This is a genomic window from Polyangium spumosum (assembly GCF_009649845.1).
Taxonomy (GTDB): Bacteria; Myxococcota_A; Polyangia; order Polyangiales; family Polyangiaceae; genus Polyangium; species Polyangium spumosum.
Map to the genome: position 1 here is coordinate 362,873 of NZ_WJIE01000007.1, position 25,144 is coordinate 388,016.

The window sequence follows — 25,144 nt, forward strand, 5'->3', positions numbered from 1 at the left end:
CTACACGGCGGGAGTCAGCGCGTCACGGCCGCCGTGCTGGCCTGCGTGAGCAAATCCTGAATGTGCTTCACCAGCTTCGCCGGGTCGGTCACCACGCCCTCGGCCAGCAACGCTTGCTCGTAGAGCAGCTCGGACCAGAGCTTGATCGGCTCTGCGCTCGGGTCCTTCTCGGCCAGCGCGCTCAGGTTCTTCACGATGGGGCTCTCGGGGTTGAGCTCCAGGATGCGCTTCGCCTGCGGCGCGTCCTCGCCCATCATGCGCATGATCCGCTCCATGTTGACCCCGAGGTCCCCCTCGGCGGCGACGAGGCAGCTCGCGCTGTCGGTCAGGCGCCGCGAGGCGCGCACGTCCTTCACCCGATCACCGAGCGTCGACTTCACGGCCGAGACCGCGCTCTTGATCTGCTCGCCGGCGAGCTCGTCCGCCTTCTCGTCCTTGTCGCCGAGGTCGATGTCGCCGTGGGCGATGCTGCGCAGGCGGCGCTTGTCGTATTCGGTCAACGACTGCACGACCCACTCGTCGACCGGCTCGGTCATCAACAGCACGTCGTAGCCGCGCTTCTTGAAGGCCTCGATGTGCGGGCTCTTCTCCAGCGCGCGGCGGCTCGTGCCCGTCAGGTAGTAGATCTCCTTCTGCGACTCGGGCATCGCCGCGACGTACTGCTTCAGCGAGAGGAGCTGATCCTCCGGCGTGTTCATCGAGCCGAACCGGCAGAGGTCCGCGATCGTGTCCTTGTTCTTCCAGTCGACCGACACGCCCTCCTTGAGGACCTTGCCGAACTCCTTCCAGAACTTCGCGAACCGCTCGGGCTCGCTCTCCGAGAGCTCCTTCAGCCCCTTGAGCACCTGCTTCGTGATCTGCGCCTCGATCTGCTTGAGGGCCTTGTCCTCCTGCAGCATCTCGCGCGAGACGTTGAGCGAGAGGTCCTCCGAGTCGACCACGCCGCGCAGGAAGCGCAGGTAGATCGGCGCGACCTTGTCGCAGTCCTCGACGATGAGCACGCGCTTCGCGTAGAGCCGCACGGCCCGGCGATCACGCTGGAAGAGGTCCGGCGGCGCCTTCTCGGGCACGTAGAGCAACGCGTGGAACTGCACCGGCGCGTCGATGGAGACGTGCAGGTGCCAGAGCGGCGTCTCGCCTTCGTAGCCGCCCGTCACGTGCCGGAAGAACTCGGCGTGTTGCTCTTCGGTGATCTGCGACTTCGGCAGCGTCCAGAGCGCCGCCTTGCGGTTCGCGACCTCGCCGTTCACCGAGATCGGGAAGTGCACGAAGTCCGAGTACTTGCGGATGATCTCCTTGATCCGCCACGCCTTCGTGTACTCGCGCGTGTCCTCCTTGAGGTGCAGCGTGATCGTCGTCCCGGGGTGCTTGCGCTCGCCCGCGGCGACCGTGAACGAGCCCGCGCCCGCCGAGCGCCAGAGCACGGCCTCGGCCCCGGGCAGCATGGAGAGCGTCTCCACGTCGACGCGCGCGGCGACCATGAACGCGGCGTAGAAGCCCACGCCGAACTGGCCGATGAGCTTGACCGCGGCGTCCTTGTCCTGGGCCCTGCGGAGCTCCTCCGCGTGGGACTTCAGGAACTCGAGCGAGCCGCTCTTGGCGATCGTGCCGAGGTTCTGGACGACCTCGTCGCGCGTCATGCCGATGCCGTTGTCCTCGATGACGATCGTGCGCGCCTCGTCGTCGAGCTTGATCGAGATCGCGGGCTCGCCCTCCTGCTCGGTCACGTCCTTGCGCGTGAGGGCGAGGAAGCGGGCCTTGTCGAGCGCGTCGGAGGCGTTCGAGACCAGCTCGCGGAGGAAGACCTCCTGGTTCGCGTAGAGCGAGTTGATGACGAGGGACAGCACCTGCTGCACCTCCGCCTGGAACGGCATCTCCACGGCGGCAGGGGAGGCGGCGGGGGGTGCTTCGGGGTTCGGGGAGGCTTCTTGGCTCATGGCGACGACGAAATGGATCCGCTTTCGGGAAATGCAATCCCCCTCCCCGCACGAAATCCGGCGCTGCTACAGTGGCCGCGTGTTCCCGACCGAACGTCCCCGCCGGCTCCGCCGCTCGTCCGCGATCCGGAGCCTGGTCCGCGAAACCTCCCTGGCCCCCTCCGACCTCGTCCTGCCCCTCTTCTTCAACGAGGTGCTCGACGCGCCACGCCCCGTCTCGACCATGCCGGGCGTCTCCCAGCTCCCGGTCGCCGCGGCCGCCGAGCAGGCGCGACTCTGCCGATCGCTCGGGCTCGGCGGGGTCATCCTCTTCGGCCTGCCCCGGACGAAGGACGCGAGCGGCTCGTCCGCCTACGATCCGAGCGGCCCGGTGCCACGCGCGGTCGCGGCCATGAAAGACGCGGCGCCGGATCTCCTGGTGATCACGGACGTCTGCGTCGACGAGTACACCGAGCACGGCCACTGCGGGATCTTGAAGCCCGGCCCGCGCGGTGATCTCGAGGTCGACAACGACGCGACGCTCGAGGTGCTGGCGAAGGCCGCGCTCGTGCACGCGGCGGCGGGCGCGGACGTCGTGGCGCCGAGCGACATGATGGACGGGCGCGTGGGGGCGATCCGGCGCGCGCTCGACGGCGAGGGCCACGAGGGCACGGCGATCCTGTCGTACGCGGTGAAGTACGCGTCGAGCTTCTACGGCCCGTTCCGCGAGGCCGCGGACTGCGCGCCGAAGTTCGGCGATCGCGCGGGATACCAGATGGATCCGGCGAACACGCGCGAGGCGCTGCGCGAGGCGCGGCTCGACGAGGAGGAGGGCGCGGACCTCCTGATGGTGAAGCCGGCGCTGCCTTACCTCGACGTGATCACGCGGGTGCGCGCGGCCTCGCCGCTGCCGCTCGGCGCGTACAACGTGAGCGGCGAGTACGCGATGATCAAGGCCGCGTCGGCGGCGGGGATGATCGACGAGAAGCGCGCGGTGCTCGAGCTGCTCACGTCGATCCGGCGCGCGGGAGCGGACTTCATCCTGACGTACCACGCCGTGGACGCGGCGCGCTGGCTCGGCTGATGGGCATCACCACGCGATGGGTGATGCTCGCGGGCGCGCTCGTGCTCGCGCTCGTGGGATCGAGCGGCTGCAACACGATCAACGCGCTCGGCCCGAACTGCGACCGCTCGGCGGAGAACAACACGCCGGTGCGGTACGTGGAGGGCACGGTGGAGAACGGCGTCTACATGAGCACGCCGTGGAAAGGGGAGCTGCTCTGGTTCCCCGCGGGGATGCGTTACGAGCTCGAGCACGGGCTCGGCGAGGTGCCGCGCTTCGTGGACATCTGGCTCTCGTTCAACAAGTGCGGGACGAAGGACAGCACGGTCGCGCCCGCGTCGGGCAACCAGGCGGAGCTGCGCACGGTCGACGCGAACAAGCTCGTGATCGTGAACGGGAGCTGCGTGGACTACTGGCTGCTCGTGGTCGCGGGGACAGGGAACGGGGAGCCGGATCCGATGATGGATCCGGAGGCGATGGGCGACCGGAGCTGCGCGGATGAGGATGCGGGGATGTGAGGGGGTGGGGTCGTGCTGACCGAGCAGGAGATCGCGAGTCTGGCGGCGGATCTGGAGAGCTTCCGGGTCGAGCGGAAGCAGTCGTTCACGTCCGCGAAGAGCGCGATCGAAGAGGTGATCTGCGCGTTCGCCAACGACCTGCCAGGCATGGGAGAGACCGGCGTCCTCTTGATCGGCGTTCATGACAAGACGGGCGAGCCCACCGGGCTCGAGGTGACCGATCAGCTCCTCCAGCAGATCACGGGCATCCGCAGCGACGGAGCGATCCTCCCCTTTCCTGTGATGCACGTGTACAAGGCCACGCTCGCGGGAAAGGACATCGTCGTCGTCGAGGTGCAGCCCTCGCACGAGCCGCCCGTGCGCCTGCGCGGTCGTGTGCGCATCCGCGTGGGTCCTCGTCGTGACACGGCCACGCGAGACGAAGAGCGCATCCTGACCGAACGACGTCGCAACTGGGACGGGCCGTTCGACCAGCGCCCCATCCGTGGATCGACCCTCGACGAGCTCGACCTGAAGCTCTTCGAGCGAGAGTTTCTGCCCAGCGCTGTCGCGCCGGAGGTCCTTCGCGAGAACGGCCGCTCGATCCCCGAGCAGCTCGCCGCGCTGCACCTCGCGTCACCGGACGCCGTGCCGAACGTGGCGGGGTTGCTCATCCTCGGTCGCGAGCCGACGACCTACCTGCCCGGAGCGTACGTGCAGTTCCTGCGCGTGGACGGCACGGAGCTGACGGATCCGATCGTGGATCGGAAAGAGCTTTCAGGCCCCTTGCCGGAGGTGCTGCGGCGCATGGACGAGATCACGAGCGCGCACATCCATGTCGCGACCGCCGTGACGGGTGGTCCGGTGGAGCGACGCTCGCCGGACTACCCGATGGCGGCGCTCCAGCAGCTCCTCCGCAACGCGGCGATCCACCGCAACTACGAGACGAGCAACGCGCCCCTCCAGTGGTACTGGTTCTCGGACCGGATCGAGATCCACAACCCGGGTGGTCTCTTCGGCCGCGCCACGCCGCAGACGTTCGGCAAGCCCGGCGGGAACGACTATCGCAACCCCACCGTCGCCGCGGCCCTCTACCAGCTCGGCTTCGTGCAGCGCTTTGGCATGGGCGTCCCGCTCGCGCGGAAGGCCTGCAAGGACAACGGCAACCCAGAGCCGGAGTTCATCCTCGAACCGTCCACCTTCGGCGTCATCGTCAAGGCACGCGCATGAAGCGGATCGCGTTCCTGAACAGCAAAGGCGACGTCGGGCAGACGACACTCGTCTACCACCTCGCGCACATGCTTGTGGACCAGGGGCATCGGGTGCTCCTGCTCGATCTTGATCCGCAATCCGGCCTGACAGCCATGTGTTTGCCAGAGGATCGAATCGAGGATCTCTGGAGCGACTATCCATTTGAAGACCGCACCGTCTTCGACGCGGTACACCCGCTCCTCCTCGGGACAGGCGACATCCGGAAGCCGCACGTGGAGGAGCTGAAAGAGGGCCTGGCGCTCGTGCCCGGGGACGTCGCCTTGTACGCGTTCGAGGAGACGCTCTCCGATGCATGGATACGTGCCCTCAACGGCGATGCGTATGCCTTTCGCGCACTTTCGGCATTCCATCGGCTCATCGCCATGGCCACCGAACAGCACCGACCGGATGTGACTCTCCTCGACGTGGGTCGCGGCCTCGGCGCCAACACACGCGCCGCGCTTCTCGCCGCTGACTTCGTGGTCACCCCACTCGCGCCAGATCCCTACTCCATGCTGGGGCTTCACAACGCCGGGATGACCCTCCCCAGCTGGCGAGACCACTGGCGGCTGATGCTCGACGGAAGCCCTAACGTAGAACTCGACCTGCCCACCGGGCAGATGGAACCGCTGGGCTACGTCGTCATGCAGGCCGTGATGCGCCTATCAAAACCGATCAAAGCCTACGAGAAGTGGCTGGAACGAATCGCCGGCACGTACCATCAGTCGATCCTACACGACCGTTTCTTCCTCCCCTCTTCCCAGGGGGATCCGTGGTGCCTCGGCATCATGCGCAACTACCAGAGCCTCATGCCGCTCGCGCAGGATGCGCGGAAGCCAATGTTCGACTTGCGCCCGGGTGACGGCGCCATCGGCGCGCACATGGAAGCCGTCCTACGTTGCCGCGAAGACTTCGAGCGCCTCTCCACATCCATCCTCACCCGCGCCGACGAGCTGAGCGCCCAAGCCCCGTAACCGCGGCGAAAGGCGGAACGACTCCCGCGAAGCGCGGAACGACTCCCGCGAAAGGCGGAACGACTCCCGCGAAAGGCGGAACGACTCCCGCGAAGCGCGGAACGACTCCCGCGAAGCGCGGAACGACTCCCGCGAAAGGCGGAACGACTCCCGCGAAGCGCGGAACGACTCCCGCGAAGCGCGGAACGACTCCCGCGAAGCGCGGAACGACTCCCGCGAAGCGCGGAACGACTCCCGCGAAGCGCGGAACGACTCCCGCGAAGCGCGGAACCCCTACTCCGCCGCGTGCGCCTCGCCCCGGCTGAACTGGAGCTGATACAGCCGCGCGTACGCCCCGCCCTGCGCGAGCAGCGTGTCGTGGTTGCCCTGCTCGACGACACGACCCTTGTGGAACACGACGATCCGATCCACCGCGCGGATCGTCGAGAGCCGGTGGGCGATGATCAGCGCCGTACGGCCCTGCATCGCGGCCCAGACCGCCTTCTGCAGGCGCGCCTCGGTGTCGCTGTCGATGTTCGCCGTGGCCTCGTCGAGCACGAGGATCGGCGGGTCGCGGTAGAGCGCGCGCGCGAACGCGATGAGCTGACGCTCGCCCGCCGAGAAGTTCGAACCACGCTCCTCGACCTTCGCCTCGAGCCCGCCCTCGCGACGCTCGAAGAGATCGAGCGCGCCGATGCGCTCGAGGGCGCGCACGACACGCGCCTCGTCGACCTCGACGTCACCCGCCGCGATGTTGCTCGCGATCGTCCCCGGGAAGAGGAAGACCTCCTGCGGCACGACGGCGAACTTCTTGCGCAGCTCGTCACGCTGCGTGGCCTTCACGTCGCGCCCGAACACACGCACGTGGCCTTCCTTCGCCTCGTAGAGGCGCAGGAGCAACGACGCCACCGTCGTCTTGCCCGCCCCCGTCGCGCCGACGAGCGCGATCTTCTCGCCCTTCCCCGCCTGGATCGAGACGTCCCGGAGGATCGGCACGCCGGGCTTGTACTCGAAGTCGACGTGGTCGAGCTCGAACGCGATCGACTCGTCTTTCTTCTCGACCTTCTCGGCCTGCCCTTCCGATGCCGCGGGCACGGGCGCGTCCTCCTCGTTGTTCTCGAGGAGCTGGAAGATGCGCTCCGCGCCGGCCATCGCCGACTGGAGCTGCGTCATGCGCGCCGAGAGATCGCGGATCGGGACGAAGAACATCTCGATGTACGCGACGAACGTGACGAGCGTGCCGAACGAGACGCGGTCCGAGAGCGATCGGACACCCGCGTACCAGAGCACGGCCGCGATGCAGAGGCTCTGCACGAGCTCGATGGCCGCGTCGAGGGCCGCGTCGAAGACGATCGAGCGGTTGTTCGCCTGCCGGTACGCCTCGTTGATGTCGTCGAACTCGAGCGAGCTCTTCTCCTCGCGCGCGTAGGCCTGCACGACGGCCATGCCCGAGATCTGCTCGTTCAGGTAGGCGTTCATGCGCGCCGTCTTGACGCGGATCTCGCGGAACGCGTCGCGGATCCGGCGCCGCGTCCACATCACGCCGAGCGCGACCGGCGGCACGGCGACGAACGTGATCAACGCGAGCTGCCAGTCGCGCTGCAACATCACCACGACGATGAGGACGAGCCGCACGAGATCGCCGAGCGCGTTCAGCGTGCCCGAGGCGAACATCTCGTTGATGGCGTCGACGTCGTTCGTCACGCGCGTGACGAGCCTGCCGACGGGCGTCCGATCGAAGAAGCCGAGCCTGCGCGTATGCAAGAAGCGGAAGACGTGCGCGCGCATGTCCCCCGCCGCCCGCGCGCCCGCGAGCTGCATGAGGTAGACCTGCGGGAACGCGATCGACTGCTCGAAGAGCTTCAAGACGAGGATGAGGGCGCCCATCTGCATGAGCGTCCGCGCCGCGTCCGGCTGATCGAAGGCGTCGAACGTCCGCCCCATGAGCCAGGGCTGGAGCACGGCGAGGCCCGAGCCCGCGAGCAGCAGGAAGAGCGAGATGACGAGCCACTTCGCGTGCGGCCGGATGAAGGGCCAGAGCCCCGCGAGGATACGCGTGTCGAGGCCCTCGCCGAGCCGGTCCTCCTCGTGAAAACGCGCGAGCGCCTTCTCGGCCCGGCTCTTCCCGGGCGCCGCCTTCGTCGCGTCGGTGGCCTTGGGATCCACGGACAAACTCGTCATGCGGGCGCGGCCTCCGGCGAGGGCATCGAGGACGGCAGGTCCTCGGCGCCGAACGCGGCGAGCTTCTCTTCGATCTCCTGCTCCTCGGCGAACGACGCGTACAGGCCCCCGGCGAGGACGAGCTCCTCGTGCGTGCCCTCCTCCACGACGCGCCCGCGCTCGAGCACGAGGATGCGATCACACCGCTTCGCCGCGGCGACGCGGTGGGTGATCAAGACGAGCGTGCGGCGCGCGGCCTGGCGCTCGATGGCGCCGAGGATCGCCGCCTCCGTCTTCGCGTCGACCGCGCTCATCGGGTCGTCGAGGACGAGGACCTTGGGCTCGCGCAGGAGCGCGCGGGCCAGCGCGACGCGTTGCCGCTGGCCACCCGAGAGCTGCACGCCGCGCTCGCCCACGACCGTGTCGAAGCCGTCCGGCAAGGACTCGATCTCCGCGAGCACACCCGCCTCGGCCGCGGCGGCGCGGATCTTCTGCATGGCCTCCGGCGAGTCCTGCTCTTCGAGCGAGTAGCCGATGTTCTGCGCCACGGTCGTCGAGAAGAGGAACGCGTCCTGCTGCGCGTAACCGATGCTCTCGCGCACGACCTCGAGCGGCAGATCGCAGATGTCGTGTCCGTCGAGGAAGACCGCGCCGCGTGGCGTCGGCAAGAGCCGCGGCAGGAGCGTGGCGACCGTGCTCTTGCCCGAGCCCGTGCGCCCGACGATCGCGAGCGATCCGCCCGCGGGGATGCCGAAGCCCACGTCCTCGAGGACCTTCCGCTCGCCGTGCGCGAACGCGAGGCCCTCGACGCGCAGCGCGCCGGAGACGTCCTTCGGCGCGGGGAGCGGGCCGCTCACGACCTCGGGCACGGCGTCGAAGATCGCCTTGAGCCGCATGTAGCTCGCCCGGCCACGCGCGACGATCGAGGTCACGAAGCCGAGCGCGAGCATCGGCCAGACGAGGCGCCCGAGCGCGGCCCAGAACGAGACGAAATCCCCCTTCGAGATGTCGCCGCGCAAGACGAGCGAACCGCCGTACCAGAAGACGATGATCGTGCCCGCCGCGAGGATCGAGCCCATGATCGGCTGCATCGATCCGCGGATACGCGCGAGCCCCAGGTTCTTCTCGACGTAGTCCCGGTTCGACCGCTCGAACGTGGCGATCTCGGCCTCCTCGAGCGCGAAGCTCCGGACGACACGGACGCCCGCCAGGCTCGCGAGGACGCGGTCGCTCATCTTGCCGAGCGCCTCCTGGTTCTCGCGCATGCGCTGGAACATCCGCGTCGAGAAGGAGCGCGTGATCAGCATGAGCACGGGGAACGTCGCGAGCGCCGCGAGCGTCAGCTTGCCGCTCACGCGCGCCATGACGTAGAGCGCGCTCGAGAACGCGAACACCGAGTTGACCACGTTGAGGATGCCGAAGCCGAGGAGGAGGCGGACCTGCTGCAGGTCGCTCGTCGAGCGGCTCATGATCTCGCCCGTGGGCATGCGCCGGAAGAACGCGGGGCCGAGCTTGTGCAGCCGCGCGAGCAGGACGGCGCGCAGCTCGTACTCGACGTTCCTGCCGCCGGTGAACATCGTCCAGCGCGAGAGGACACGCACGACCGCCGCCGTGACGACCACGCCCAGCATGAGCAGCGCATCGTCGGCCGCGTCGCTCGCGCGGAGCTGCTCGGCCGCGTCGACGGCGTCGCGCACGAGGAAGTCGCGCTTCGCCATGAGGAGCTGCTGCACGGCGAGGAGGAGCGCGCCGCTCACGTAGAGCCAGAGGTTCCTGCGGAACTGCGCGCCGAGCCCCGAAGGGAACTCGGCCGGATCGAGCTTTCGCATCAGCGCGCTTTGCGAGGCATCGGGGCCGCAGGCCGCCGGTGAGAGCTCTGGATCGCAGGCCGCTCGCGCCCTTCGGGCACGAGCGCGAGGTCCGTCACCTCGATCCGCGTCGACAGGAGCCCGAGGAGCACGCGCGCGCCGCCGCGCCCGTCGAGCTCGCCGACGACGCCGATCTTGTCCGCAAACGCGCCACTCAAGACACGCACGCGCGCGCCCTTCTCCATCGTCGTCGGTCCCGCCGCGGCCGGCGTCGCGGACGCAGGCGCGGGCGTGGGCGTCGCCGCGGGCGGAGGCGCCACGCGAGGCGGCGCGGGCGTCTGCTCGCGATCACGCGGCGGGGGCGGCGCTTGCGGGCGCTGCGGCTCCTGCGGCCTGCCGGAGCGACGCTCGCGATCGCCCTCGGCCTTGCTGCCGGGCTTGAACAACGTGTCGAGCGACGGCCTGCGCGGCGCGCCGTGCCCCGGACGCGCGCCGTGCCCGAACGGGAGCGCCGAGACGCGTGGCCCCTCGGCCTCACCACGCGCCTTCGCCTCGGCGAGGGATCGCTCGCGCGCGGCGGCTTGCTCGGCCTGCCACTTCTCGGTCTGGGCCGAGGCCTCCGCGTGCGTCCGGGCGCGCTCGCGCTCGATGCCCTCGAGGCGCCGATCGAGCGCGATGTGATCGTTTTGCCGCGACCAGGCGACCAGCGTGTAGATCGGCGCGAGCGCGAGCAGCGCGTCCTCGAGCTGCTCGTCGATCGTCTCCGCGTGCTCGATCGCGAGCTCGCGCGGCACGGCCCAGCCGATCCAGAGCGGCACTTGCCCCTCGGCCGCGCGCTCCAGCATGCCCTCGATCGCCTCGGGGCTCGCCGCGCTCGCCTCCACGCGCTCGGCCCCGACGCCCACCGCGAACTGCTCGGGCAGCGCGCGGAGCGCGGCCGTGAGCTCGGCGGCGAGCCCGTCCTTCGCCGCGAGGCGCGCGCGCAGGTTGTCGATGTCGACCTTCGCCTCGGGGTGCACGGCGAAGCAGACCTCCACGCCGTGCGCGTCGATCCGGAGCGCGAGGAAGGCGTGCCGACCGTACGGGCTCGGATCATCGATCACGGCCGAGATCGATCGCCCTGCGTCGAGCAAGCGATCGAGCTCCTCGCGCGCGGCGGCGTCGCGCCAGAAGAAGACCCACTGGCACTCCACGCGTTTCTTGTTGCGCAGGGTCGGGTGCTCGTCGGAGCCGTGCACGTCGACCGTGATCCCGAGCCCCGCGAGGCGCGTGATCACGCCGCGGGCCCAGGCGAGCGCGCGTTGCTTCACTTCGAGGCGCGGGCGCGAGTAGGCGTTCGACGTCGCCTTCTCGGGGGCGTAGGCGTCGAAATCGCTGTCGGTCAGGTGCAAGGGGGCGTGGGTCATCGCTCTGCTCGAAGGGCGCTCCTCGTGGCGTGGCGGCGTGCGCGCGGAGCTGCCTCGCACGTGCTCTGCAACGAAGGCGGGTGGCGTCGTGGCTCCCCTTGTAGCACTGGCGAAAACCCGGTGATATCCCCTCGCGCCTCCGCGCCGCTCGCACAGCCGAGGCGGACCGCGGAGCCGAGGAACGAGCGCCTTGACCCCGGGGGGCTCCATGTCACCTTGCTCTCCACGATCTCCGAACGCTCGCCCTGCGAAGGCGGGCGTTTTCCCGTGAAATCAGCGGCTCGAAGAGGTTCCGGAGTGTCCATGGAGCAGCCCCGAGACGAGCAGATCAACTGCGCGAGCTGCGGCTCGTCGTTCCTCTTTTCCGCCACCGACGCGGCCGCGCGCGCCGAGCGTGGCCTTTCGTCCCCGCCGACCCTGTGCAAGCCCTGCTGGCGCGAGAAGCGGTCGAAGAACACGGGGCCGGGCCGCGGCGCAGCATCCTCGTCTGCCTCGCCGCGCCCGAGAGATCCGCGCCGCAACGAGCCCCACGCGCGCCCCGGTCGCTACACGGGCGACGTGAACGAATACCGCAGCCCGATGCCCGATCCGCACTTCGCTACGTACCCCACGCACGGCCGCCCGGCCTCCCCGGCGCCCCGCGGCGGCGGTTTCTCGCATCGCGGCCCGGGCCCGCGTGGCCGAGGTTTCCCGATCACGTGCGCGGCCTGCGGCGTCGCGGCGACCGTCCCGTTCAGGCCGGCCGAGGGCCAGAAGGTCTACTGCCGGGCCTGCTTCCAGGCAGAAAAACCGTCCTGAAGGACAGCCCCTCACCCCGAACCCCTCTCCCGCCGGGAGAGGGGAGAAGATTTTTCAGACGATCTCGCAGGTGAGCTCGGGCGTGAACCCGAGCTCGCCCGTGGTGATCGCCACGCGTACGTCGAAGCTCGCGGCGCGGCGCGCGGTCTCCTCGACCATCCCCACCACCCAGAGCCGCAGCGCGAGCGAGGCCGGCTCGAACTCCGCGATCTGCAGGACCACCTTGCCGGTCTGGCTCGAGCCCACCTTCCACGCGCCGAAGCTGAAGAGGCGCGACCAGATCGAGATCCCGCGGCGGATCGCGATCTGCAGATCCGGCGCGGGTCGGAGCACGCTGCGCACCGTGTTGTGGAGCTCGCCGCCGATCGCGAGGCGGCCGAGCGCGCGCCATCGTGAAGGCTCGTGCAGCGAGATCGCGGTCGCGATCTCCATGTACGCGTCGAGCGCCTCGAGGTCGTACGCGACGAGCGCGTTGATCGAGTCGTTGAGGAAGTCCTCGGCGTACCGCTGCGGGAGCTGCGCGACGACCTGCTCGCGCACGCGTGGCCCCGCGTCCTCGGTGAGGGCCTTGTCCACGGCGCGGAGCACGGCGCCGCGCACCTGGTACATGCCGGGGAAACGCGACGACGCCGAGCGCGAGGGGACGTAACGCGACGGCGGCCCCGCGGAGGACGAGCTCGCCGAAGAGGTCCCCGACGTCGAGGCCGCGCTGCGCGCCACGCCGAACGGGCGCGGCATCGCCGGAGGCACGAGCGGCTCGACGTTGCGCTGCGGGGCGATGTAGTCGCCTCGCGGCGGCGGCCCGGGATCACTCGCGCGACCGGAGCTGCCCGAGATGCTCGGCACGACGCGCGTCGGCGCGTACGGGATCGAGGCCCCCGGATCGCTGAAGCTCGTGCGCACGGCGGGCCGGATCGGCGGCGGAGGCGGCTCGCGCATGGGCGTGTTGTTCAGGCGATCGGGCTCGGGCAGGATCGTGGCCGGGGGCGACGGCGGCGGCATGCCTTGCGCTTGCTGCACGCTCGCGTGCGCGACGCGCCTCGGCACGTTGATGATCCGACCGAGCGCCATCGAGCGCTTCATCGGATCCGACGAGAAGCGCTCGAGCTCGCGGGCCACCTCGCCCGCGGTGGCGTACCTCTTCATCGGATCCTTCTGCAGGAGCCTCGCGACCACCGCCTCGAGCCGCGGATCGACGTGTACGCCCGCCGCGGCGAGCGTGGGCGCCTCGGCGTGCACCACGCGGAACGCCGTCGCGACGGCCGTCGGCGCGCGGAACGGGCGCGTGCCCGTGAGCAGCTCGTAGAGCAACACGCCGACGGCGAAGAGATCGCTGCGGCCGTCGATCGGCGCGTCGCCCGTGGCCTGCTCGGGCGAGAGATAGTCGGGCGTCCCGAAGACCACGCCCGTGCGCGTGCGCGGCGAGGGCCCGCTCGAGTCGAGCACCTTCGCGATGCCGAAATCCAGAAGCCTTACGACCGCTTGACCTCGCGACGCGTCGAACGCGACGAAGACGTTCTCGGGCTTCAGATCACGATGGATGATGCCCACGCGGTGCGCGGCGTCGAGCGCCTCGAGCACCGGGATACACGTCCCGACCGCGGCGTCGACGTCGAAGCGCCCGAGGCGCTGCAACGCGGAGCCCACGCCCTCGCCTTCGAGGTGCTCCATCACGATGTAGGGGCCCATCTCCCCCACGCCCGCGTCGATCACGTCGACGATGTTCGGGTGGCGGATGCGGTTGACCGCCTGGGCCTCCTGGAAGAAGCGCTGCGCGAGCTCGGTGTTCTCCGACAGCTCGGGGTGGAGGAACTTGATCGCGACCGCGCGGCCGGCGAGCACGTTCTCCGCACGAAAGACGTGACCCATCCCGCCACCGCCGATGCGCTCTGCAAGGCGGTACTTGTTGTCGACGATCGCGCCGGGGGCGGGAGTTCGAGAAGCCATTCAGCCGGTGGACATGCTCGGATCCAGGTGGACTCGCCTCGGGGTTCGGCCCTCGGCCCCGCCTCGAGGCGGAGCCACTACGATACCCGCCTCCCAGGGCGAGGAGCCACTTCGGATGGTGCCAAGATAGCGAATCTCGGAGAGAGTTGGGGCCTCTTCGTTCCGCCCCCTCGTCCTTGTGCGCCGTTGTTGGGCCATCCCACGTTCCTTCCCCCAGGATCGCGTGACAAACTTCACATTGCTCCGCGCCGTCCCGCCTTCAACCCGGAGGAACGCGGAGAGCCGCGAGGGTCGTGGCGAGCTCGGCGAAGCCCCGTCCCATGGCGGCGTGGGTCACATACTTCGGCGGGACGGGCAACGTGGGCAAGTAGGCGCGCACGTTCGCCACGCCGATCGTGGTCGTGAACGCCACGAAGGCCGCCGCGTCGTTGCCGCTGTCGCCCACGAACGCATGGGCCAGCCGCGCGCGGACCGGGTCCTGCCCGAACGCGGATTCGAGGAGGCGGAGGGTGCCCGTCGCCTTGTCGGCGGGGTCGTACGAGAGGTGCAGGTGCACGCTCGACGCGAGCGTGTGGACCCCGCGCCGCGAAGCCTCCGCGCGCATGGCCGCGACGTCCTCGGCCTGCGCGCGGCAGTGTTCGCCGATGTCGAGGGTGACGTCCGTGAACCGAGCGGCGTTGTCGTCCGCGAGCGCCACGGTCGGAAAGCGCCGGCAGAGCTCCTCGGCGAGGGCCCGGAGCTCCACGCGCCGCGCCCCGGCCGCCGCGAGATCCGCCGGGAACACGCAGCTCGAGCGAGGCGCGCCGGGCGGGCGCCGCTCCTTGACGAAGGCCACGGCGCCGTTCTCGGCGACGGCCGCGTCGATCGGCCACTGTCGCACGAGCACCTCGGCCCACCCGGCGGGCCGCCCCGTGCACGCGACGAGCCGGAGCCCCGCCTCCCGCAACCGGAAGAGCGACGCATACGCGACCTCCGTGAGCTCGCCGTGATCGAGCAGCGTGTCGTCCAGATCGAAGACGAGCCCCGAGAGGCCCCGCGCCTCCTCCGGGCGGAGCGCGTCGATCGGGCGCGACGGGTTCTGGGGCGCGGAGCCCGTCACAGCGCCTCGAGCCGCGCGATCACGCTCTTCAGGTAGAGCCCCTCCGGGAACGCGGCGCTCACCGGGTGGTCCGCGCCCTGGAAGTGCCGATCGAAGATCACCGCGTGCATCCGCGCCTCCCGCGCGCCGAGGGCGAGCGCGCGCGCGAGGTCGTCGATCGACACCGCGCTCGAGCACGAGCAGAGCACGAAGATCCCTCCGGCCTTCGTCGCCCGGCAGCCCGCGGCGGCGAGCGCCTTGTACGCGCCGAGCGCCCCCTCCTTCGCGCCGCGCGTGGGCGAGAGCTTCGGCGGATCGCAGAGCACGATGTCGAAGCCGCCCTCGGCCGAGGCGCGCGAGAGCGCGTGGCGCGCGTCCTCGCGCTGGAAATGGATCCGCCCGAGCAGCCCGTTCTTGCGCGCGCACTCGGCGCCGACCTCGATCGCGAGCGCGCTCTCGTCGACCGCGACGACCTCCGTCGCGCCTCCCCGCGCGGCCGCCATCGCGAACGTCCCCACGAAGGAGAACGCGTCGAGCACCCGCCGCCCGTGCGCGAGCTGCTCGACCCGCGCCCGGAGCGTGCGCTGATCCAGGTAAAAGCCCGTCTTTTGCCCGAGCGCGAGCGGGATCTCGTACGCGAGCCCGCGCTCCATGAACGTGAACCGATCGAGGCTCGTGTCTCCGCGGACCACCCCCGCGGCGGCCTCGAAGCCCTCCTTCTTCGCGAGCTCGACCGAGGTGCGGTCGACGATCGCGCGCGGCGAGAGCAGCTCGGAGAGCGCGTCGAACACGATCCCCTCGCGCCGCTTGACGCCGATCGTGCCGATCTGCACGACGGCCACGTCGCCGAGGACGTCGACGACGAGCCCGGGCAGCCCGTCCCCCTCGGCGTGGATCAGCCGATAGGCCGTGGTCTCGTGGCCCGCGGCGTGGTTCGGCAGCCCGAGGTCGCGCCGGTGCTGGATGGCCCGCTCGATGCGGCGGCGGAAGAGGGCGCCGTCGATGGGCGCGTCGTCGCGGGTGTAGATGCGGACGGGGATGGCCGATCGGGGGGTGTAGAGGCCATGTCCCAGGGTCGAGCCGTGGGGATCGACGACCTTGACCTCGTCGCCGGCGAGGGCGCCGCCCTCGATGCGGGCGATGGCCTGCGCGAAGACCCAGGGGTGTCCGGTCCAGACGGGCCTCACGTGGCCCGGCTTGAGGGTGACCGTGGGGATGGGGGACCCTGTCCGACGCCCCTCGGGGCGCGCAGGACTCGGGTCGGGGGCATTGGCGGAAATTTTCGCGCGCGCGTTCATGGGGACGTGCCGCTCCGGGGTGCGGGGCCGGTCGGAGAAACGAGGGGCGCCCTGCTCGGAAGGCGTACCGATGGGCGACCGGCTGGGGTATTGTTCTCTGTGGGCAGGAGCTTGGCCACCGTGTGAACCATTCATCACAGCCCGCCGTGGCGGACGATGCACGCGATTGCACCGAGATCTCGCGTGGAGCGTCTACCGAAGCATGCTGGCCGATGGCACTCCGGTTGCTAGGCTGCAAGAACAAACGAGGAGTCGTCCCATGCGCCGCTTGACCCCTGCTTTGATCGTGGCCGCCGCTGCACTGAGCCAACCCGCCGTCGCGCTCGCGGACTGCCCGCCTGGCGCGTGGTTCTGCGAGTCGGAGGACCTGGGCCCGGACAACGTGCAAGTCGCTCCCCCCGAGGCCGAAGCGCTTCCGCCTCCGCCCGCCGCCGAGGAGCTGCCCGAGGTCGATGAGCTGCCGCCCGCGCGAACCGCGCCCGCGCAGCGCTCGCAACCTCCGGTCGTCATCTATCAACCCGCGCAACCCGCGCCGCGGGTCGTGCAGACCCAGCCGCAGGCGCGCACGCAGATCATCATCATCGCGCCGGGTGCCAGGACGCACGTGGTTCGTCGGCGCCACCCCGCCGTTCGTGTCGCGCCTCCGCCGGCTCCGCCGCCGCCGGTCCGTTACACCACGGCGCCGTCGCGCCTGCGCGTGCCGCACACGGCGCCCGCGAAGCGCCGCTGGCAGCCGGAGTGGGGCCTCAACCTGCGCCTGCAGGGCCTCACGATGGGCGGCGATCGCCACCGCGACAACGGCAGCCCCGCCGCGCACCCCGACGCGGGCATGGGCGGCTTTGGTCTCGGGTTGCGCTACCGCCCCGTGCCTGCGTTCGCCGTCGAGGGCTCGTTCGACATCATCGGCGGGACCGACTTCAACGGCTTCGATCGCGTCGAGACCCCGTTCTCGCTGAACGGCCTCCTCTACGTGAACCCGCGCAGCCGCGCGCAGTTTTACCTGACGGGCGGCGTGCACTGGTCGAGCGCGACGGTGCAGTCGGAGAACGCGGACCCGCGTTTGTCGCCGAACCGCGACAACAACAACTTCTCCGCCGAGTACAGCTACTTCGGCGGGCAAGGTGGCATCGGCCTCGAGTTCCGCGTCTCGCGCAGGCTCGCGCTCAACGTCGACGCGCTCGCGTTCGTCCGCACGCGGACGGACGACAACGCCGAGAGCGGGCCGGCCGAGTTCATCGACGCGAACACGGGTCGCTCGACGAACACCTCCGGCGGCGGCCTCTTCCGCGGCGGCCTGACCTTCTGGTGGTGACGGGCGCGCCGGGCCACCCGGCGCCGCGCCCTCGCCGCTGCTAGATCCTCCCCACGCCGGCCCGGCCCTCTCTCCTCGCCGGGCCACACATCCCCCGATGCAGCGACTTCGCACCAAGCGCGGCCTCCTCCTGGCGATCGCCGGGGGGGTGGTCTTTGCTCTCACGTCCCCTCCGACCGACCTCTATCCCGCGGTGTTTCTCGGCCTCGCGCAGCTCGCTTGGTCCATCGAGGATGCGCCGACGGCCTTGCGCGCGTTCGGCCGCGGCGCTGCGTGGGCCACGGCTGCGGGGATCGTGGGCCTCCGCTTCGTGCCGAGCGTGGTCCAGCGCTTCACGGACCTCGGCTCCGCGGCCTCGTACGCGGCGCTCGTCCTGCTCGCCGCGGGGCAATCGCTCATCTGGGCGATCGGCGCGGCCGCGACGCACCTCTTGTATCGCCGCGCTCGCGCGCCGTTCGTCCTCGCCTTCGCCGTCGGCGTGTTCGTGTCGGTCTCGCTGCCCTCGGTCTTCGCGTGGACGCCGGCCGGCCTCGTGAGCCCCTGGCCCGCCCTCTTGCAGCTCGCGGACATCGTCGGCGAGCGCGGCGTGTCCGTGATCTTCGCCGTCTCCGCGGCCTTCCTCGCGCGCGCTCTGCAGGCGATGTTCGCGCAGGACGCGATCACGATGAAGGCGCGCTTCACCAGGAAGACCACGGTCCCGCTCGCGATCGCCGCGGCCATCCCCGCGCTGCTCGTGATCCACGGCAAGCTCCGGATCTTCATCCTCTCCACGCAACCCTCGGTCGTACGCACGGTCCGCGTCGCGCTCGTGAACCAGGCCGTCGGCCCGAAGGACCGCTGGGATCCGAAGAACCACACGTCGATCCTGCGTGACTTGCGGCGCCTCACGCAGGAAGCGGAAGCGCGCGGCGTCGACCTCACCGTGTGGCCCGAGGCGGCTTACCCCTACCCGCTCATGCACGGCGCGACCGAGGCGCCTCGTGGATCACGCGCCGTGCACGGCGACGGCGCGCGTGGGCCGATCCTGCTCGGGCTCATCATGCAGGAGCCGCCCACGGCCACGAGCCCCGGACGCGTGGAGGTCAACAGCCGGAACTCCGCCACCCTCGTCCTGCCGGACGGCTCGCTCCAGCCCTCGCAGGACAAGCTCGAGCTGCTCTGGTTCGGCGAGACCGTCCCGCTCGGCGCGTACCTCCCGTGGCTTCGCCGCATCTTCCAGGCGAGCGGCGGCCTCGTCCCCGGCACCGAGCCTCGCGCGCTCGTGCTTCCCCACCCGGACGGGGCCGTGCGCATGGGCGTGCTCAACTGCTACGAGGACACGCTCGCCGGCGTCGGCCGGTGGATCACGCGCGACCTCCGGCCGAACCTGCTCGTGAACGTCACCAACGACGCCTGGTTCGTGGGGACCGCGGAGCCCGAGCTCCACGCGCGGCTCGCCGTCCTGCGCGCGATCGAGCATCGCCGCGATCTCGTGCGCGCCGTGAACCTCGGCGTGCTCTCGTGGATCGACGCGCGTGGCATCGTCGTCGCGCGGGACGACTCGATGTCGCCCTCCACGCTCTTCGTGACGCCGACGCTGCGCGACGGCTCCCTCACGATGTACGGTCGCTTCGGGGAGACGCCGGTCGCCGTGACGCTCGCCGCGCTGGTGGTTGCGTTCGCGCGGCGGGCGCGTCGCGAGGGCGCGAAAAACGAAACCGGCGCGAGCAACGAGGCCCGCGCCGGTTCCGGCAAAAAGGAAACGTGAAGCCGAATGTCGGCTACGCGCCCACCTGATCCTTGAGGCCCTTGACCGGCGTCGCGCGGACCTTGCGGCTCGCGGGCTTGCCCTTGATGGTCATGGGCTCCTTCGTGAACGGATTGACACCCTGCCGATCGGCGGTGGCGGGCGTCGCCTTCGCCTTGAGCTTGACGAGCCCCGGGATCGTGATTTCGCCCGGACCATCCGATCCGAGTTGCTTGGCCACGAGCGCCGAGAGCGCGTCGAGGACGCCACCCACGGCCTTCTTGTCGAGGCCGGTGCTCTCGGCGAGAGCGGCCGTGATCTGGGCTTTCGTCAGCTTGCTAAGAGGCATCCTGCCCTCCTCTTGGATCGCCGCCCGAAATCGGTGACGACCTCATCAAAATGGCTCGGTCCGAGCACGTCCTGGACGCGAGCGGGCGACCGTTTAACAGGCGCAGTCGGGCCTCGCAAGGCAAAATCTCGCCGAGCTCACCGGGCGACGCTCGTCGTCCGCGCGCTCGCCGCCGCCTCGAGCTCCCGCGTCCGCGCCGTCATCTCGCGGTCCTCCGCCGCCGTCCGGTGGTCGTAACCGACGAGGTGCAGGAGGCCGTGCGCGAGCAACATCGTGAGCTCGGCGAGCAACGTGCGGCCTTGCTCCGCGGCCTGCCGGCGCGCCGTGTCGATCGAGAGGATCACGTCGCCGAGCTGCCCTTCATGTGGCCAGCCGGCGCCGATCTCCGCGCCCTTCGCCCCCTTCGGCTTCCACCCCGCGGGGCGCTCGTGCAGCGGAAACGAAAGGACGTCCGTGGGTTTGTCCTTGTGCCGATACGAACGATTCAGCTCGTGGATCACCTGATCGTCGACGAGCGCGATGCTGAGCTCGACGCCCTTCAAGCCCAGGTGATCGAGCATCTTGCCGGCCCGGCGCCGGATCACGGCGGGCGAGGCGCCTTCGAACGGGCCGCCCCGCGTCGCGACCTCCACCACGTTCTCGGCGGGCGCGGGCGGGGCGCTCTTGCCCTTCTTCTTCGTCGCCACGGCTACGACTGCGGGATCTTCTTCGCGTCCGCGAGGAACTGCGCGAGCCCGATGTCGGTGAGCGGGTGCTTGAGGAGCTGCTTGATCACCTTGAGCGGCAGCGTCGCCACGTGCGCGCCGATCATCGCCGCCTGCACGAAGTGCACGGGGTGGCGCACGCTCGCGGTGAGCACCTCCGTCTTGAACCCGTAGTTCCCGTAGATCTGCACGATCTGCTGGATGAGGTCCATGCCCTCACCGGAGATGTCGTCGATCCGGCCGACGAACGGCGAGACGTACGTCGCGCCCGCCTTCGCCGCGAGCAGGGCCTGCGACGCGGAGAAACAGAGCGTCACGTTCGTCTTGATACCCTCGGCCGCGAAGATCCGGACCGCCTTCAGGCCCTCGTCGATGAGCGGGACCTTCACCACCACGTTCTCGTGGATCGCCGCGAGCTCACGGCCTTCACGCAGGATCTCCTGCGCCTCGACCCCGACCACCTCGGCCGAGATGGGACCGTCGACCACCTCGCAGATCTCCGCGATCGCCGCCTTCGTGGGCTTGCCTGCCTTCGACAAAAGCGAGGGGTTGGTCGTCACGCCGTCGATGACGCCCATCGCCTGCGCTTCTTTGATCTCTGCGATGTCACCCGAGTCGATGAAGATCTTCATGGCGCTCTCCGCCGGGGTGCTTAGCGCGCGCGGCGCGGCGCGTCGATAGCCGAAAGCCGGGCACGAGCCGCCCACGACGGCTCCATGCGGGAGCGGTGAAGGACACGTGACACCGTTCGTCGGGACGCGCGGGCGAGCAGCCCGAAGGCCGAGATTCGCGTAAGATGCGACCATGAGACCGCCGCGCATCACCCGCCCCTCGACCTTCCTTTGCACCATGGCCCTCTCGCTCCCGCTCGCCGCGCTCGCGGCCGGGTGCGCCGAAGGCGGCAGCAGTACGAACACGACGAGCAGCTCGAGCCAAGGCGGCGCAGGGCAAGGCGGCATCGGCGGGCAAGGAGGACAGGGCGGCGAAGGCGGCGCAGGCGGCCAGGGCGGCGCCGGCGGGCAAGGGGGCCAAGGCGGAGGAGGAGGCGCGCCGAGCGGCGTGGTGATCGAGTGCCCCGCGCCTCCGCTCACGCCGCCCGCCGAGGGCACGTGCGCGGTCGTGAAGCAGGGGACCACGGGCACGATCTTCCGCGGCACCGTGCTCGCGCCCGATCAGACGCTCCACCGCGGCGAGCTCGCGCTCGACAAATCGGGCAGCATCGCCTGCGTCGACTGCGACTGCAGCGCCTCGCCCGCCGCGGCCGATCCCACGATCATCGAGTGCGCGGACGGCGTCATCTCGCCGGGCCTCATCAACGCGCACGACCACATCGGCTTCGCGAACAACCCGCCGAAGACCCACGAGGGCATCCGCTACACGCACCGCCATCAGTGGCGGAAGGGCGCGCCGGGCTTGCCGAAGATCCCGGTGAACGGCGGCGCGAGCGGCGACGTGGTTCGTTTCGCGGAGCTGCGCTTCGTGATGAGCGGCGCGACCTCGACCCTCGGCGCCGGCGGTCAGGCCGGGCTCCTGCGCAACCTCGACGTGCAGGGTCGCATGGAAGGCCTGCCGATCCCGCCCGCGGACTCCGACACGTTCCCGCTCGGCGACAGCGGCGGCCTCATGCTCGAGTCGGGCTGCAACTACCCCTCGCCCACGTCCGCCACGGAGGTCGCCGACAAGGACGCGTACGTGCCTCACGTGAGCGAGGGCATCGACCTCGCGGCGCACAACGAGATCACCTGCCAGGTCTCGGGCGCGAACGACATCGTCCAGCCGAACACGGCGATGGTGCACGCGATCGGCTTCAAGGCCGACAACTTCGCCGAGATGCGCAAGGACTTCAGCAGCGTCGTCTGGTCGCCGCGCTCGAACGTCGATCTCTACGGCAACACCGCGAGCGTCACCTTGCTCGACACGCTCGGCGTGCCCATCGCGCTCGGCACCGACTGGGTGGCCTCGGGCTCGATGAACCTGCTGCGCGAGCTGCGCTGCGCCGACGAGCTCAACACGCTCCATTACAACGGCCACTTCAACGACCAGGAGCTCTGGCGCATGGTCACCACGAACGCCGCGCTCGCCGCGGGCGCGGGCGACATCGTGGGCATGCTCAAGCCGGGCTACGTCGCCGACGTCACGATCTTCGACGGCAAGGCGCGCAAGGATCACCGCGCCGTGATCGGCGCCGGCGTCGAGGACGTCGTGCTCGTCCTGCGCGGCGGCAAGGTGCTCTACGGCGACGACGCGCTCGTCGCCGATCCGAGCGTCGGCGGCGGAGACTGCGAGACCTTGCCCGTCTGCGGCAGGGCCAAGCGCGCGTGCGTCGCCAAGGACTTGAACGGCATCTCGCTGCAGCAGATCCGCACCGCGGGCGAGGCGTTCTACCCGCTCTTCTTCTGCAACGACAAGACACCCGACATCGAGCCGAGCTGCGTGCCGTGGCGCGCCGAGTACCCGAACGGCGTCACGGCCGAGGACGACGACGGCGACGGCATCACGAACGACGTCGACAACTGCCCCAAGATCTTCAACCCGATCCGGCCGCTCGACGACGGCGCGCAGGCGGACATCGACGGCGACAAGATCGGCGACGTCTGCGACGCGTGCCCCTTCGACGCGGGCGACGCCTGCGACGCGCTCGACGCGAACGACATCGACGCCGACGGCGTGCCGAACGGCATGGACAACTGCCCCGAGGTGGCGAACGCGGACCAGGCCGACGCGGAGAACGACGGCCACGGCGACGCCTGTGATCCCTGCGAAGAGCCGAACTTCGGCACGCCGATCTGCCCGCCCAAGCCCATGCTGATCGAGGTCATCCGCAACCCGATGCACCCGCAGCACCCGGCCTCGGGATCGGGCGTCGCGGTCAAGGACGTCTACGTCACGGCCATCCGCCCGAACACGGGAAACAGCCGCGGCTTCTACGTGCAGGACACCTCGCTCGCGCCCTTCAGCGGCATCTTCGTCTTCACGGGCAGCACGGCGCCCGCCGTCCAGGTCGGCAACCGCGTCAGCATCACGGGCAAGTACGAGGAGTACTTCGGCCTCGGCGAGATCACGACGCCGATCGTGACCATCGAGGACGCGGGCACGACGCTGCCCTTCGGCCCGATCGACGTCGCCGAGCCCATGACCATCGCGACGAACGGCATGTTCGCCGAGCAGTTCGAGTCGATGCTCGTGCGCGTGGTGAACGTCGGGATCGTCGCCGTGAACTCCGACGCGCCGAGCGACTACGACGAGTTCACCGTCACCGGCAACCTGCGCATCGACGATCAGATCACCGACGCCGCGCTCAACATGGGCCTGAACAACGCTTGCCCCGTGGGATCGACGTTCACCTCGATCACCGGCGTCCACGGCTACTCGTTCAACCACTTCAAGCTCATGCCGCGAAACAAGAGCGACGTGGTGTTCGTCGAGTGTGATCCGTTCGTCCCCTGAACGGACCACGAAGCCCGGCGAGGGGATGCGGCTCGTGTCCCCTCGCCGAACGTCCTCCCCTCAGCTCAAAGGTTCGTCGCGATCGCCACGCCGGCGAGGTCCGTCCCGCCGACGAGCACGGGCAGGCCGAACGTGCCGGCCTGCAGGCGCAAGTGTTGCGCCCTGCCGTCCGTGTCCACGTAGACGAGCTCGGCCTCCGCGTCGCCCGCGCCGAGCGCGAGCGCGGGCCTGCCTACGAGCTCCGCGGAGTCGATGACCCCCACGGGCGAGAAGCTCGTCCCGTTGAAGCGCGAATAGTTGAGCTTGCTCGTCGCCGCGTCACGGAAGGCGAGCAGCGCGCCGCCCGAAGGCAAGGCGAGCAGCGCGGTCTCTGTGGACTTCGCGCCCGTGATCTCCGCCGGCTGCGTGCTCCAGGTCCCGCCCGTGCGCGTGAGGAAGAAGAGCTGCTTGTCCGTCGCACGCGCGAAGACGACCACGAGCTCCGGACCCTGCGAGAGCGCCGCGATCGCCGGCGTGCTGTCGTCGACGTCGAAGCCCGCGACGTGTTGCGTCGCCGCTTCCCACGCGCCTGCCGCGCGGCGCTGCGTGTACAGGTTCGGATCGTTCCACCCGTCGTTCGTGATCACCGGATCCAAACCGAGCACGGTGATCGCCGCCGCCGCGTCCCCCAGGCTGTACGTGCTCGCCCCGACCTTCACCTCTTCGTTCGTCGGGCCGAACCCTCCCACCGCCGTGAACGCGGCGTACCAGTAGCGGTTGTCGTTCACGTCCTGGTAGACGATGTGGGCCGCGGCGCTCGAAGCCGCGGCGCTCGGCATCGCCCGCGTCGTCAGGTTGTTGCCCAGGTTCGTCACGGCGCCGAAGCCGTTCGCCTCGGTCCAGATCGACACGCGGACCCGGTCCTTCGTCACCACGTCCGTGCTGTGCAGGACCGCGACGCCCGTCTTCTGGCCGGGGAGGATCACGAACGCCGGCGCGTCCGTGCTCTTCTCGTCGTGCGCCGTCTCCATCGTCCAGCCGTCCTTCGACTGGAACCGGTTCGTGATGCCGCCTTGCGCTCCGACCGCGAACATCACGAGCGCCGGGCACGCGGGGCAACCGGGCGCGTCGCAGCTCCCGGGCAAACCCGGATCCACGGGGCAACCACCCATGCCGCCGCTGCCGCCCGCGCCGCCGCTCCCGCCGCCGATGCCGCCGGCGCCGCCGATCCCGCCGGAGCCGCCGCTGCCGCCGCCCGCACCGCCGATGCCGCCCGCGCCGCCCATGCCGCCGCTGCTCGAGCTCGACGACGTCGCCATGCCGCCGCCGCCGCCCGTGCCGCTGCTGCTCGACGATCCCGCCTCGCCGACCTTCGCGTCGTCGATCGGGCAGCCGTAAAGCGCCACGCCGAGCAGCACGAGCGTGATCCCTCGATAGTGCCCCTTCGCCATC

The 25,144-nt window shown here is 70.2% G+C and carries 19 protein-coding genes; 8 read left to right on the forward strand and 11 right to left on the reverse strand.

The window, feature by feature from the left end:
• Positions 1–14 precede the first annotated feature (14 nt).
• On the reverse strand, positions 15–1,937 hold the full coding sequence (gene htpG / locus GF068_RS25690; protein WP_153822092.1) for a molecular chaperone HtpG: 1,923 nt from the start codon (positions 1,935–1,937) through the stop codon (positions 15–17).
• Between the two features lie 31 nt (positions 1,938–1,968).
• Between htpG and hemB the strand changes: the two genes are divergently transcribed.
• From hemB to GF068_RS25710, 4 genes are read left to right on the forward strand one after another with little or no spacing between them, the layout of a single operon-like run.
• Positions 1,969–3,000 carry a porphobilinogen synthase gene (hemB, locus tag GF068_RS25695; protein WP_153822264.1) on the forward strand — a complete coding sequence of 344 codons (1,032 nt, stop codon included), beginning with the start codon at positions 1,969–1,971 and terminating at the stop codon, positions 2,998–3,000.
• Positions 3,000–3,497, forward strand: coding sequence for a hypothetical protein (locus GF068_RS25700; RefSeq protein WP_153822093.1), 498 nt, complete (start codon positions 3,000–3,002; stop codon positions 3,495–3,497). Before hemB ends, GF068_RS25700 begins: the two co-directional genes overlap by 1 nt.
• Positions 3,498–3,509: 12 nt before the next feature.
• Positions 3,510–4,706: an ATP-binding protein gene (locus GF068_RS25705; RefSeq protein ID WP_206079551.1), complete on the forward strand. Its 1,197-nt coding sequence runs from the start codon at positions 3,510–3,512 to the stop codon at positions 4,704–4,706.
• Positions 4,703–5,701: a ParA family protein gene (locus tag GF068_RS25710; protein ID WP_153822094.1), complete on the forward strand. Its 999-nt coding sequence runs from the start codon at positions 4,703–4,705 to the stop codon at positions 5,699–5,701. Before GF068_RS25705 ends, GF068_RS25710 begins: the two co-directional genes overlap by 4 nt.
• A 273-nt stretch (positions 5,702–5,974) precedes the next feature.
• Here the strand turns inward: GF068_RS25710 and GF068_RS25715 are convergent, their stop codons facing one another.
• Genes GF068_RS25715 through GF068_RS44375 form a run of 3 tightly spaced genes read right to left on the reverse strand, consistent with a single transcriptional unit; the run spans position 5,975 to position 11,054 of the window.
• On the reverse strand, positions 5,975–7,861 hold the full coding sequence (locus GF068_RS25715; RefSeq protein WP_153822095.1) for an ABC transporter ATP-binding protein: 1,887 nt from the start codon (positions 7,859–7,861) through the stop codon (positions 5,975–5,977).
• Complete coding sequence (locus tag GF068_RS25720; RefSeq protein WP_153822096.1) at positions 7,858–9,669, reverse strand: ABC transporter ATP-binding protein; 1,812 nt, start codon at positions 9,667–9,669, stop codon at positions 7,858–7,860. Before GF068_RS25720 ends, GF068_RS25715 begins: the two co-directional genes overlap by 4 nt.
• The gene (locus GF068_RS44375; protein ID WP_206079552.1) at positions 9,669–11,054 is read right to left on the reverse strand and encodes a KOW domain-containing RNA-binding protein; all 1,386 of its coding nucleotides are present in this window, start codon (positions 11,052–11,054) and stop codon (positions 9,669–9,671) included. Before GF068_RS44375 ends, GF068_RS25720 begins: the two co-directional genes overlap by 1 nt.
• A gap of 303 nt (positions 11,055–11,357) precedes the next feature.
• On the opposite strand from GF068_RS44375, the gene GF068_RS25730 reads away from it, so the two are divergent.
• On the forward strand, positions 11,358–11,852 hold the full coding sequence (locus tag GF068_RS25730) for a CxxC-x17-CxxC domain-containing protein (protein ID WP_153822097.1): 495 nt from the start codon (positions 11,358–11,360) through the stop codon (positions 11,850–11,852).
• A 54-nt stretch (positions 11,853–11,906) separates the two neighbouring features.
• Here the strand turns inward: GF068_RS25730 and GF068_RS25735 are convergent, their stop codons facing one another.
• From GF068_RS25735 to GF068_RS25745, 3 genes are all read right to left on the reverse strand, one after another.
• Positions 11,907–13,799, reverse strand: coding sequence for a serine/threonine-protein kinase (locus GF068_RS25735; protein WP_153822098.1), 1,893 nt, complete (start codon positions 13,797–13,799; stop codon positions 11,907–11,909).
• 259 nt (positions 13,800–14,058) lie between these two features.
• Positions 14,059–14,898 (reverse strand): HAD-IIB family hydrolase, encoded by an 840-nt coding sequence (locus GF068_RS25740; protein ID WP_338046567.1) that lies wholly within the window; start codon positions 14,896–14,898, stop codon positions 14,059–14,061.
• Positions 14,895–16,310, reverse strand: a complete 1,416-nt coding sequence (locus tag GF068_RS25745; protein WP_338046568.1) for a class I SAM-dependent rRNA methyltransferase — start codon at positions 16,308–16,310, stop codon at positions 14,895–14,897. Before GF068_RS25745 ends, GF068_RS25740 begins: the two co-directional genes overlap by 4 nt.
• A 124-nt stretch (positions 16,311–16,434) precedes the next feature.
• On the opposite strand from GF068_RS25745, the gene GF068_RS25750 reads away from it, so the two are divergent.
• A complete protein-coding gene (locus tag GF068_RS25750) occupies positions 16,435–17,487 on the forward strand; it encodes an outer membrane beta-barrel protein (protein WP_170319672.1) in 1,053 nt (350 codons plus the stop codon).
• A gap of 97 nt (positions 17,488–17,584) precedes the next feature.
• Positions 17,585–19,234 carry an apolipoprotein N-acyltransferase gene (gene lnt / locus GF068_RS25755; RefSeq protein WP_153822101.1) on the forward strand — a complete coding sequence of 550 codons (1,650 nt, stop codon included), beginning with the start codon at positions 17,585–17,587 and terminating at the stop codon, positions 19,232–19,234.
• A 13-nt stretch (positions 19,235–19,247) separates the two neighbouring features.
• Here the strand turns inward: lnt and GF068_RS25760 are convergent, their stop codons facing one another.
• The 3 genes from GF068_RS25760 to fsa form a co-directional block, all read right to left on the reverse strand.
• Complete coding sequence (locus GF068_RS25760; RefSeq protein WP_153822102.1) at positions 19,248–19,562, reverse strand: HU family DNA-binding protein; 315 nt, start codon at positions 19,560–19,562, stop codon at positions 19,248–19,250.
• Between the two features lie 137 nt (positions 19,563–19,699).
• On the reverse strand, positions 19,700–20,248 hold the full coding sequence (gene ybeY / locus GF068_RS25765; protein ID WP_338046569.1) for an rRNA maturation RNase YbeY: 549 nt from the start codon (positions 20,246–20,248) through the stop codon (positions 19,700–19,702).
• 2 nt (positions 20,249–20,250) lie between these two features.
• Positions 20,251–20,898, reverse strand: coding sequence for a fructose-6-phosphate aldolase (gene fsa, locus GF068_RS25770; RefSeq protein WP_153822103.1), 648 nt, complete (start codon positions 20,896–20,898; stop codon positions 20,251–20,253).
• A 172-nt stretch (positions 20,899–21,070) separates the two neighbouring features.
• On the opposite strand from fsa, the gene GF068_RS25775 reads away from it, so the two are divergent.
• On the forward strand, positions 21,071–23,713 hold the full coding sequence (locus tag GF068_RS25775; RefSeq protein WP_153822104.1) for a thrombospondin type 3 repeat-containing protein: 2,643 nt from the start codon (positions 21,071–21,073) through the stop codon (positions 23,711–23,713).
• Positions 23,714–23,778: 65 nt separating this feature from the next.
• Here GF068_RS25775 and GF068_RS25780 read toward each other — a convergent pair whose 3' ends face one another.
• Positions 23,779–25,143, reverse strand: a complete 1,365-nt coding sequence (locus tag GF068_RS25780) for a hypothetical protein (protein WP_153822105.1) — start codon at positions 25,141–25,143, stop codon at positions 23,779–23,781.
• Position 25,144 lies beyond the last annotated feature (1 nt).

Bases quoted from the DNA above. Each gene is read 5' to 3' on its own strand.
- GF068_RS25720 (WP_153822096.1), bottom strand. From the start codon at position 9,669: ATGCGAAAGCTCGATCCGGCCGAGTTCCCTTCGGGGCTCGGCGCGCAG.
- GF068_RS25760 (WP_153822102.1), bottom strand. From the start codon at position 19,562: ATGCCTCTTAGCAAGCTGACGAAAGCCCAGATCACGGCCGCTCTCGCC.
- lnt (WP_153822101.1), top strand. From the start codon at position 17,585: ATGCAGCGACTTCGCACCAAGCGCGGCCTCCTCCTGGCGATCGCCGGG.
- GF068_RS25735 (WP_153822098.1), bottom strand. From the start codon at position 13,799: ATGGCTTCTCGAACTCCCGCCCCCGGCGCGATCGTCGACAACAAGTAC.
- GF068_RS25750 (WP_170319672.1), top strand. From the start codon at position 16,435: ATGCGCCGCTTGACCCCTGCTTTGATCGTGGCCGCCGCTGCACTGAGC.
- GF068_RS25775 (WP_153822104.1), top strand. From the start codon at position 21,071: ATGAGACCGCCGCGCATCACCCGCCCCTCGACCTTCCTTTGCACCATG.
- htpG (WP_153822092.1), bottom strand. From the start codon at position 1,937: ATGAGCCAAGAAGCCTCCCCGAACCCCGAAGCACCCCCCGCCGCCTCC.
- GF068_RS25780 (WP_153822105.1), bottom strand. From the start codon at position 25,143: ATGGCGAAGGGGCACTATCGAGGGATCACGCTCGTGCTGCTCGGCGTG.
- GF068_RS25715 (WP_153822095.1), bottom strand. From the start codon at position 7,861: ATGACGAGTTTGTCCGTGGATCCCAAGGCCACCGACGCGACGAAGGCG.
- GF068_RS25730 (WP_153822097.1), top strand. From the start codon at position 11,358: ATGGAGCAGCCCCGAGACGAGCAGATCAACTGCGCGAGCTGCGGCTCG.
- GF068_RS44375 (WP_206079552.1), bottom strand. From the start codon at position 11,054: ATGACCCACGCCCCCTTGCACCTGACCGACAGCGATTTCGACGCCTAC.
- hemB (WP_153822264.1), top strand. From the start codon at position 1,969: ATGCAATCCCCCTCCCCGCACGAAATCCGGCGCTGCTACAGTGGCCGC.
- GF068_RS25710 (WP_153822094.1), top strand. From the start codon at position 4,703: ATGAAGCGGATCGCGTTCCTGAACAGCAAAGGCGACGTCGGGCAGACG.
- GF068_RS25700 (WP_153822093.1), top strand. From the start codon at position 3,000: ATGGGCATCACCACGCGATGGGTGATGCTCGCGGGCGCGCTCGTGCTC.
- fsa (WP_153822103.1), bottom strand. From the start codon at position 20,898: ATGAAGATCTTCATCGACTCGGGTGACATCGCAGAGATCAAAGAAGCG.
- GF068_RS25745 (WP_338046568.1), bottom strand. From the start codon at position 16,310: ATGAATGGTTCACACGGTGGCCAAGCTCCTGCCCACAGAGAACAATAC.